The 10,505-nt window shown below is 41.4% G+C and carries 9 protein-coding genes, 2 tRNA genes and 1 pseudogene; 8 read left to right on the forward strand and 4 right to left on the reverse strand.

Features of this window, described 5'->3' with window-relative positions; genetic code table 11:
• Positions 1-281: 281 nt before the first annotated feature.
• The 4 genes and pseudogenes from AN393_RS19220 to hemA form a co-directional block, all read right to left on the reverse strand.
• Positions 282-1,223: pseudogene (locus AN393_RS19220) on the reverse strand (DUF3369 domain-containing protein); the annotation flags it as partial.
• A gap of 56 nt (positions 1,224-1,279) precedes the next feature.
• Complete coding sequence (gene prmC, locus AN393_RS19225) at positions 1,280-2,119, reverse strand: peptide chain release factor N(5)-glutamine methyltransferase (RefSeq protein WP_055016471.1); 840 nt, start codon at positions 2,117-2,119, stop codon at positions 1,280-1,282.
• A 2-nt stretch (positions 2,120-2,121) separates the two neighbouring features.
• Complete coding sequence (prfA, locus tag AN393_RS19230; protein ID WP_055016470.1) at positions 2,122-3,207, reverse strand: peptide chain release factor 1; 1,086 nt, start codon at positions 3,205-3,207, stop codon at positions 2,122-2,124.
• A 7-nt stretch (positions 3,208-3,214) separates the two neighbouring features.
• A complete protein-coding gene (hemA, locus tag AN393_RS19235) occupies positions 3,215-4,471 on the reverse strand; it encodes a glutamyl-tRNA reductase (RefSeq protein ID WP_171042088.1) in 1,257 nt (418 codons plus the stop codon).
• Between the two features lie 83 nt (positions 4,472-4,554).
• Here hemA and lolB point away from each other — a divergent pair, with 83 nt between their 5' ends.
• The 8 genes from lolB to AN393_RS19275 all read left to right on the forward strand — a co-directional run bounded on the left by lolB (position 4,555) and on the right by AN393_RS19275 (position 10,503).
• Positions 4,555-5,142: a lipoprotein insertase outer membrane protein LolB gene (lolB, locus tag AN393_RS19240; protein ID WP_082422816.1), complete on the forward strand. Its 588-nt coding sequence runs from the start codon at positions 4,555-4,557 to the stop codon at positions 5,140-5,142.
• 2 nt (positions 5,143-5,144) lie between these two features.
• Positions 5,145-6,002, forward strand: coding sequence for a 4-(cytidine 5'-diphospho)-2-C-methyl-D-erythritol kinase (gene ispE, locus AN393_RS19245; RefSeq protein ID WP_055018914.1), 858 nt, complete (start codon positions 5,145-5,147; stop codon positions 6,000-6,002).
• 90 nt (positions 6,003-6,092) lie between these two features.
• Positions 6,093-7,040: a ribose-phosphate pyrophosphokinase gene (locus tag AN393_RS19250; protein WP_004588832.1), complete on the forward strand. Its 948-nt coding sequence runs from the start codon at positions 6,093-6,095 to the stop codon at positions 7,038-7,040.
• A gap of 151 nt (positions 7,041-7,191) precedes the next feature.
• A complete protein-coding gene (locus AN393_RS19255; protein ID WP_055016466.1) occupies positions 7,192-7,806 on the forward strand; it encodes a 50S ribosomal protein L25/general stress protein Ctc in 615 nt (204 codons plus the stop codon).
• Positions 7,807-7,824: 18 nt separating this feature from the next.
• Positions 7,825-8,409, forward strand: coding sequence for an aminoacyl-tRNA hydrolase (pth, locus tag AN393_RS19260; RefSeq protein WP_082422814.1), 585 nt, complete (start codon positions 7,825-7,827; stop codon positions 8,407-8,409).
• Positions 8,410-8,442: 33 nt separating this feature from the next.
• The gene (ychF, locus tag AN393_RS19265) at positions 8,443-9,534 is read left to right on the forward strand and encodes a redox-regulated ATPase YchF (RefSeq protein WP_055018915.1); all 1,092 of its coding nucleotides are present in this window, start codon (positions 8,443-8,445) and stop codon (positions 9,532-9,534) included.
• A gap of 744 nt (positions 9,535-10,278) precedes the next feature.
• A tRNA-Met gene (locus tag AN393_RS19270) sits at positions 10,279-10,355 on the forward strand.
• Positions 10,356-10,421: 66 nt separating this feature from the next.
• Positions 10,422-10,503 (forward strand) — tRNA-Leu (locus AN393_RS19275).
• Positions 10,504-10,505 lie beyond the last annotated feature (2 nt).

A 10,505-nucleotide genomic window follows, 5' to 3' on the forward strand; every position in this document is an offset into this window, starting at 1 on the left:
TTGATAGCAAGACAAAAAATTCGCTATTTAGTTGTTCTCGGCAATTGCTCCTGCATTGCTCTACCTTCTGCATCCATGCAGTCGTAAATAAGAATTTTTTAACGCAGATAGCGACACGTTTAACCCCGCAAAATGATTAGATATTATTGCGGATTGGTATTAGAATCCGTTTAACGTTCAACATGCTCTACGGACTATCTCGGCTATTATGCCCTATAAACCAAAAAGCACATAGCTGCAAACGCTATGTGCTTTTTAATGTACAGTAATAGCTAGCCTTGCTGGCGTTGCACGTTCTCAAATGCAAGTTGTACATTTTGAGAAAAAATCTCAATTAAATTACGTTGCGTATCGGTTATATTTTTAGGGATCCCCGATATAAATAGCATCGAATTATGATTGTACTCGCTGCTACAATAAGCAAATAAATAGTTGTCTTTATAGATTATGCTCTTATCTTCAAGTGCTTTATGGCAGGCTTCTAATTGCTCACTAGGAAGTACATCATCTAAGACTTTACCTTCGCTTTTTTCAAACTCTCCCGTAGCAGAGCGAACAATCAACTTATCATTACTACTGTCTTCAATATTTTGAGCAACCAATGTTGTTGCATAAACGGCTTGATCCGCAATGCCTAGTAAAGAAGTAAGTTGCTGCATTACTCCTTCCATAAACTGCTCAATTGAACGCGTTGCAAAAATATCCCGCGAGGCAATAATGATTTTTTCAAGCCCTTCGCGAGATTGTTCTATAGAAATAATATCGCGATACGAGCGCAGGCTTGACATAATAACAGTAAACAGCTTTTGCGCTGTCAACTCTGTTTTTGATTTGTAATCATTAATATCATAATTAATAATAACTTGACGTTCAGGTGCTTGCCCTGGCTGACCTGTTCTTAAAATAATACGAATATGATTATTGTTAGCTTCTTCGCGGATAAATTTAGCAACTTGCAACCCGGCATCATCGGTTTCCATTACTACATCTAGCAGTACAATAGCGGCATCTGGGTGCGCATTTATTAATTCTTTTGCTTCAGCGCCTGAATATGCGCTTAAAAACTCTAAACGTTTATTCTGAAATTCAAAATCACTCAACGCAAGCTTTGTAACAGCATGAACTTCAGGTTCGTCATCAACGATTAATACTTTCCAAGTGCCAAGCTCTACTTCACTTTCTAACTCTTCTGGCTCATCTGAAAATAAAAAATCACCCATCATATTAAAAGTTCCTTAATGCATTTATAGAACACACATCATGGCTGTTTGTTGTCAAATTAAGGCCATTGTGCGAGCGTTACACGATCGTTATTTCCCAAGTCTTTTACTGTTTTAATATTTATATACGCCATTTGCTCAAACAAATGTCGAACAGCTTCACCCTGTTCAAAACCATGTTCTATTAAAAGATAGCCACTCGCGAGCAAATAGTCACGTGATTGTGTAATTATTTGTTTTATATCAGCCATTCCAGCCTCATCGGCCACTAACGCAGAAAGCGGTTCAAAGCGCACATCCCCTTCTTTTAAATGCTTATCGTCGTGCTCAATGTAAGGGGGGTTGGTAACAATTAAATTAAACTGCTCATTTTTCAGCGCGCTAAACCAGTTACTTTGCTTAACTTGCACATTATTAATCGCTAAACGCTGCTGATTACGCGTCGCTAAGGCCACTGCATCTGCTACTTTGTCTACTGCGGTAATATGCCACTTTGGCATTTCACTGCCCAGTGCAAGTGCAATAGCGCCAGTCCCAGTGCCTAAATCAAGCACTTTAGCTTGCTCAGGCATGGCAAGCTCTAAAGCGTGTTCAACTAAGGTTTCAGTATCCGGTCTAGGAATAAGCGTCGTGGCATTTACCTCTAGGGGTAAGCTCCAAAATTCGCGCTCACCAATAATATGCGCTACGGGCTCACCGTTTAAGCGCCGCTGACAAAATTCATCATATTGGCGCTGCTCATCGCTACTAAGCGGCTTGTCTGGCCACGTAAATAAATAACTGCGAGGCTTTTGAAGAACGTGTAATAACAGTACTTGTGCATCTAATTTGGCACTGTCACTTGTTGGTGCAAGTATGTTTGCACCAACCGCGATTGCCTGCTCAAGAGTGTGACTCACAATTACTCATCGCCCATGGCGGCAAGTAAATCGGCCTGATGCTCTTGCATTAATGGGTCAATAATTGCGCCTAAATCACCAGTTACCACTTCGTTTAAGCGATAAAGCGTTAAATTAATACGGTGATCGGTAATACGCCCTTGCGGGTAGTTGTAAGTACGAATACGCTCTGAGCGATCGCCACTTCCCACTAAATTACGACGTTCAGAAGCTTCTTCGGCTTGGCGTTTTTCATCTTCGGCCTGCTGTAAGCGCGCAGAAAGCACCGACATCGCTTTAGCACGGTTTTTGTGTTGCGAACGCTCATCCTGACACTCAACCACCACACCTGTTGGAATATGAGTAATACGAATTGCAGAATCGGTTTTATTTACGTGCTGTCCACCGGCACCCGAGGCTCTAAATGTATCTACTTTTATATCAGCAGTGTTTATTTCAATGGCTTCTGCTTCTGGAATTTCAGCCATTACTGCTACCGTACACGCAGAGGTATGTACACGCCCTTGCGATTCAGTCTCTGGTACACGTTGTACACGGTGAGCGCCCGATTCAAACTTAAGCTTACCGTACACGCCTTCGCCGCTAATATTTGCGATAACTTCTTTGTAGCCGCCGTGTTCACCTTCATTGGTGCTTACCACTTCCACTTTCCATTTTTGTGTTTCAGCGTAACGGCTGTACATTCTAAATAAATCGCCTGCAAAAATAGCCGCTTCGTCACCACCAGTACCGGCACGTACTTCTAAAAATACATTGTTGTTATCTTTAGGATCTTTAGGAAGCATAAGCACTTGTAGCTCATCTTCTAACGATAAAATTTGCGCTTTAGCTTCTTTGTATTCTTCTTGCGCCATTTCACGCATATCGGGATCTGAATCTTTTAGCATTTCTTCAGCAGTGGCGACGTCGTCTTGTGCTTGTTGGTATGCTAAAAATGTTTTTACAATTTCTTCAAGCTCAGAGTATTCTTTTGAAAGAGCACGAAAGCGGTTTTGATCACTAATGACCGACGGATCGCTCAGTAGCGCTTGTACTTCTTCGTAGCGTTCTACTAAGGTTTCTAATTTACGATATACAGACTCTTTCATTTAACTGTTATTCCTGATCAATACCTAACATTTTTTTCAACTGAGTTAGTTGAGCCACTTCACCTTTTTTAGCCGCATCTTGAATTGCACGGGTAGGCGCGTGCATTAAGCGGTTGGTTAATTTATTGGCCAACTCTAATATAATTTTTTCTGCATCTTTACCTGTATTTAGCTGACTAACCGCCCGCTCAACAAGTTCAGACTTAATGGTTTGTACGTCGTTTCGGTAGTGACGAATTAAGTCAACCGAATCGAGAGAGCGAACCCACATTTCAAATTCTTTTACGCGCTCGCTTATTATTAATTGTGCTTGCTGTGCTGCCTGTTCACGCGCGGCCATATTCTCACTTACAATGGCTTGTAAGTCATCAACGGAATATAAATAGGCCGCATCAAGCTCGCCTACTTGGCTTTCTATATCGCGCGGTACAGCTATATCAATAAACAGCATAGGCTTATGGCGGCGCTGTTTTAATGCTTGCTCTACTACCCCTTTACCTATAATTGGTAACGTACTGGCTGTTGAGCTAATAACAATATCGGCTTTGTGCAAACGTTCAGGTAACTGCGCCAGCGCAATCACATCGGCCGACACTTCTTGTGCCAAACCGCGTGCACGCTCAATGGTTCTATTGGCAACCGTAATTTGTTGCGGCTCATTTTGGTATAAATGTTTAGCGACAAGCTCTATTGTTTCGCCGGCACCAATTAATAACACATTGGTTTTATCAAGCTTGCCGTAAATATGTTTTGCTAAATTAACCGCAGCAAACGCCACCGACACAGCACTAGCACCAATATCGGTGTCAGTACGAACCTGCTTAGCGACCGAAAAGGTTTTTTGAAACAACCTATCAAACTTAACGCCTACAGCATCATGTGTTTTAGCGCTATGGTAAGCTTGCTTAATTTGCCCTAAAATTTGCGGCTCACCCAATACCAATGAATCTAAGCCGCACGCAACACGCATTAAATGATTAATAGCAGCATCACCTTGGTGGCAATATATATTTTTGCTCAGTTCATGTTCATCCAGGCCATGGAAACTGGCAAGCCACGCTAGCAATGCTTGGGAATTTGACTGCTCAAGGCTACAATAGATTTCGGTACGGTTACAGGTAGATACAATAACGGCTTCGTTAAAGTCGGCATGACCGCTTAATTGCTGGAGCGCCTCAGACATTTGCTCAGGCGAAAAAGCCACTTTTTCACGTAATTCTACGGATGCGGTTTTGTGATTAATACCAAGTGCTATGATGGTCATATTTGCCAAATATTGCTGCGCCCTACTTTAAAGGCGGCAATTTTACCAAAAATCAGCGGAATATGGAAAGTAAGGAACAACATTTGATTAGACATTATTTAATTTTATTCACTCTTTTTCTGTTTTTAGCGGGCTGCGCCCACAAAATTGATACAAAAACAACGCTTTACGATGATTGGAAACCTCGCTTAGCGGCGCAAAAAACCTGGCAAGCTCAAGGTAAGTTAGCGTTTATAAGTCCTGATGAGCGACAATCTGCAAACTTAAATTGGCAACAAGACGAAAAACAAAACAACTTAGTGCTCACTACGTTTATTGGTACACGTATATTGTCGTTAAAACAAACTCGCACAGGTGCGCTACTTGATTACGACGATAAAACATACACGGATACTAACGCTGCGTTATTATTAAAACGCTTAACCGGTTTTGATTTACCTGTTGATAACGCTGATAACTGGTTAAAAGGCACGTTAACCTCACAAACATTAAAAGTAGACGAACTTGGCCGTGCACAACAAGTTATCTGGTACGATAACACGAATAAAAAATGGCAAATAACGTATTCAAACTATAAACAGCAAGGTGGCTTTTGGGTCCCCGGCAACGTCACGCTAAAACACCAGCAAATTAAAATCAAAATTCAACTCTACAATTGGCAGTTTAATTAAGCATGAATACTCAAACGGCTTTTTCGGTCATTGCGCCGGCAAAACTCAACTTATTTTTACACATCAACGCGCGTCGTGATGATGGCTATCACGAACTAGAAACTTTATTCACCTTTTTAAATTTTGGAGACACACTCGAATTTTCTGCTAATGAAAGCGCTACTATTTTAGTAACGGGTGATACTAAAGACATAGCAGATTGCGATAATCTCATCTATAAAGCTGCTTTATTACTTAAAAAACATTGTCGTATTTCATCAGGTGTGAAAATAAATCTAATTAAACGCCTGCCTATGGGCGGCGGTGTTGGTGGCGGTTCGTCAGATGCTGCCACCACGTTACTTGCGCTTAATAAAATGTGGGATACTCAGCTAAGCATCGATGAATTAGCCAACCTAGGCTTGCAATTAGGTGCCGACGTACCGGTATTTATTCGTGGTAAAAGCGCCATAGCGCACGGTATTGGCGAACAGTTGGTGGACGTAGAATTAGCGCAAAAATGGTATTGTGTAGTACACCCTAATCAACATGTAAGTACCGCTAAAATATTCACCCATCCAGATTTAAAACGCGACACACCAAAAATTTCAGGTGATTGGCGAACCCACAAATTAACCAATGATTGTGAGCCTTTAGTTAAAAAGCTCTGCCCCGAGGTTGAAAAAACCCTGCAGTGGTTGCTAAAATACGCCCCGTCGAAGATGACCGGAACAGGTTCATGTTGTTTTGTCGAATTTGCTAGCCAAGTTCAAGCACAAGATGTACTTGATAACCTCCCCCATACTTGGCAGGGTTTTGTTGCTTCAAGCACAAATGTCTCACCTGCTCATACGGAGCTTGCCGCCATATTCGATCAATGAAGTAACGTACAAGTAATCATAAGTTAACGCGTAGTAGGTTTTACCTATTTACCCGTTAGTCCAAAAATTCAGTGCCTGAGGAACCCTACCGTGCCTGACATGAAGCTCTTCGCTGGTAACGCAACACCTGAGTTAGCTCAAAAAGTTGCAAAACGTTTGTATATTGAATTAGGCGATGCTGTTGTTGGCCGTTTTAGCGACGGTGAGATCAGTGTTCAAATAAATGAAAATGTTCGTGGCTCGGATGTTTTTATCTTGCAATCAACCTGTGCCCCTACTAACGATAACCTAATGGAACTTATTGTTATGGTTGATGCTCTACGTCGTGCATCAGCAGGTCGTATTACGGCCGTTATTCCTTATTTTGGTTATGCACGTCAAGACCGTCGAGTACGTTCTGCGCGCGTTCCAATTACCGCTAAAGTTGTTGCCGATTTCTTATCAAGTGTAGGTGTTGACCGCGTTCTTACGGTTGATTTACACGCCGAGCAAATCCAAGGCTTCTTTGATGTACCAGTAGATAACGTATTTGGTAGCCCTGTACTACTTGAAGATATGGAAGAGCGTGAGTTTGAAGACGTTGTTGTAGTATCACCAGATATTGGTGGTGTAGTGCGTGCCCGCGCTATTGCAAAACTACTTCACGATACAGACCTTGCTATTATTGATAAACGTCGCCCGCAAGCAAACGTTTCTCAAGTAATGCATATTATTGGTGATGTTGAAGGGCGCGACTGTATTATTGTAGATGATATGATTGATACCGGTGGTACCTTATGTAAAGCCGCAGAAGCACTTAAAGAACATGGTGCTAAACGCGTATTTGCCTATGCAACACACCCTATTTTATCGGGCAAAGCCGCAGAGAACATCCGTAACTCAGTAATCGATGAAGTAATTGTAACTGACTCAATCCCGTTATCTGATGAATTAAAAGCGCTTGATAAAGTAAAAGTACTGACACTTGCTGACATGTTGGCCGAAACAATTCGTCGCATCAGCAATGAAGAATCTATTTCAGCGATGTTTGAACACTAAAATCACGCATCTGCTTGAACATGTAAGCGCCTTTTGGCGCTTTTTTTGTATGTGTTGTTTATTTTATCGGGGGGTGGTGTTATGATAGCGCGCCTTTTGGGTAGGGACCTTGGTCGCAAAGGCCCTAACACTTTTAATTATTGGAGACATTATGTCTAACGAAACTTATACTTACAACGCTGAACTTCGCGTAGAAACTGGTACTGGTGCGAGCCGCCGCCTACGTCGCGAAGACAAAGTACCTGCTATCCTTTACGGTGCAGATAAAGAAGCGGTATCGCTTACTCTTGCTCATAAAGACATGATCAAAGCACAAGAAAGCGAAGGTTTTTACACGCACATTCTTACGCTAAATGTTGGCGGCGAGTCTGTTGAAGCTATCTTAAAAGATATTCAACGTCACCCATTCAAGCCAAAAATCACTCACCTTGATTTCCAACGTGTAGATGCAACTCACAAACTAGTAACTAAAGTTCCTCTTCACTTCATCGGTGAAGAAGTAGTAACTAAAGCTGGCGCAACTGTTGTTCACCAGTTAACTGAAGTTGAGATTTCTTGTCTTCCTAAAGCGTTACCAGAATTCGTTGAAGTTAACGTTTCTAACTTAGTAGTTGGTGATTCAGTTCACATCTCTGACCTTGAGCTTCCTGCAGGCGTTCAGTCTGTTGAGCTAGGTAAAGGCGAAGGCCACGACCTGTCAGTAGTAACTATCAAAGCTAACAAAGCAGCTCCAGCTGAAGAAGAAGCTTCAGACGCTGCTGAATAATATTTAAGGTCTTGCACCTTGAATTCTATTCAAATGCTTGTGGGCCTGGCTAACCCAGGCCCCGAATACGCAAACACACGCCACAATGCAGGTGCTTGGTTTATTGAAGAACTCGCAGCACGCTACAACTGCACGCTCAAACACGATCCTAAATATCACGGCCTAACTGGCAAAGTGATCATCCAGGGCCAAGAATTCAAATTATTGATCCCCACCACCTACATGAACTTAAGTGGTAAAGCGGTCGGTAGTTTAGCCAATTTTTTCAAAATCCCCGTGGAAAACATACTCGTTGCCCATGACGAAATGGATTTAGACCCAGGCGTTGCCAAACTTAAAAAAGGCGGCGGCCATGGCGGTCATAATGGCTTAAAAGACATTATTGCAAAAATGGCAAACCAAAAAGATTTTATGCGCTTACGCATAGGTATCGGTCATCCAGGGCATCGTGAAATGGTCACAGGTTGGGTGCTTGGAAAAGCCCCCAAAGAAGACCAAGAAAAAATGGATGCAGCGGTTGATGAAGCAGTTCGTTGTATGGAAATACTTGCAAAAGATGGTGTGTTAAAAGCACAAAACAGACTACATTCTTTTAAACCATAATCGTTTAAACGAATCTTAACAAGGTATCTTACTATGGGTTTTAAATGTGGCATCGTTGGCTTGCCTAATGTTGGTAAATCAACGCTTTTTAATGCACTAACTAAAGCGGGTATTGAAGCCGCTAACTTTCCTTTTTGTACCATCGAACCTAACACAGGTGTAGTACCGGTACCCGATCCTCGCTTAGACGAGCTAGCAAAAATTGTAAATCCTCAACGTATTCTACCTACTAGTATGGAATTTGTTGATATTGCTGGTTTAGTAAAAGGCGCATCAAAAGGTGAAGGTTTAGGAAACCAATTTTTAGCAAACATCCGTGAAACGGATGCAATTGGCCATGTAGTTCGCTGTTTTGAAGACGAAAACGTAATCCACGTTGCAGGCACTATTGACCCTGCTGACGATATTGACGTTATCAATACCGAATTAGTACTTGCCGATATGGACAGTGCTGATAAAGCCATTTTCCGTAATGCTAAAAAAGCAAAAGGCGGCGATAAAGACGCTAAAGAGCAAAATGCAGTACTTGAAAAAGTTAAAGCACATTTAGACGAAGGCTTAACACTTCGTTCTTTAGAGCTTACTAAAGAAGAAAAAGCAGCAATTAGCTCAATTAACTTCTTAACTATTAAACCTACCATGTACATAGCTAACGTAGCTGAAGATGGCTTTGAAAATAATCCACACCTTGATCGTGTGCGCGCTATTGCAGAGTCTGAAGACGCGGTTGTTATTCCGGTGTGTGCAGCAATTGAGTCTGAGCTTTCTGAACTAGATGAAGAAGACAAGCTTGAATTTATGGCTGACCTAGGCTTAGACGAACCAGGCCTAAACCGAGTAATTCGTGGTGGATACGAGCTACTACATTTGCAAACCTACTTCACTGCAGGTGTAAAAGAAGTACGCGCTTGGACTATTCCAGTCGGTGCAACAGCACCGCAAGCGGCTGGTAAAATTCACACCGACTTTGAACGTGGCTTTATTCGTGCACAAACCATTGCTTATGACGACTACATTGCCTTTAACGGCGAAGGTGGCGCTAAAGAAGCAGGTAAAATGCGTCAAGAAGGTAAAGAGTACATTGTTAAAGATGGCGATGTAATGAACTTCTTGTTTAACGTATAATTACACTTAAACAACCTGTTTATAAAAACTCGCTTAATGCGGGTTTTTTTATGCCTGTAACAAGTAAGGTTTTATCCAAAAATTAAACGGCCTTAATCACTTTTGGCTTTTTATACCACTTTGCTTAGTTAAGAGATCTATTTTGAGGATGGATAAACGTGTTAATAGCTAGGCAAAAAATTCTATTTAGTTGCTCTAAAAGAGAATTTGTTAACACAGATAGCAACACATTTAGTCCGCAAAATGATTAAGTATTGTTACGATTTACTATTTTACTAACGAGCTATGTTAAATACTCTATTTGACGTGAGAAATACGTATCTATAATAAGCAAATTGCCCTACCAACTGTCGCCACGGTGATTCATATGTAACTTTTAGCGCAATTAGCGCAGCTTATGCCTGCTTAAAATGATTACATAGCCTAGTTGTTGAGTATCATAGCTTCATTCAATAGCTAAAATACGCAATAAACTTAGGCTTTAATACGTCTTGATCGCAAAACGACTACTGAAATACTCAGCAATTTTTGTATTAACGGTTTTAAGTTGTTATTACTTAGTGTACTTTGGCAGTTGATTTGCAGTTAAAAAAACAGCAATTTTATTAAAATTTAGTCTCTTAGCTTAATTTTCCTGCAAACAAACCCTGTTAAGTGTTTTTTTGCAAAAAAGGTGTTGACGGATTTGGGTCATATCAGCATAATACGCCCCGCACTCAGCGATGAAGTGATAACAAAAGAGATGGCTAAGTAGCTCAGCTGGTTAGAGCACATCACTCATAATGATGGGGTCACAGGTTCAAATCCCGTCTTAGCCACCATTTTCTTTTGTTGCTCAATAAAGAGCTTAAAATAACTACCTTCCTTTGATTATTCAAAGTGAAAATGCGGGAGTGGCGGAATTGGTAGACGCGCTGGATTTAGGTTCCAGTATCTTAGGATGTGAGAGTTCAAGTCTCTCCTTCCGCACC

Source organism: Pseudoalteromonas sp. P1-25, assembly GCF_001401805.1.
Lineage (GTDB): Bacteria > Pseudomonadota > Gammaproteobacteria > Enterobacterales > Alteromonadaceae > Pseudoalteromonas.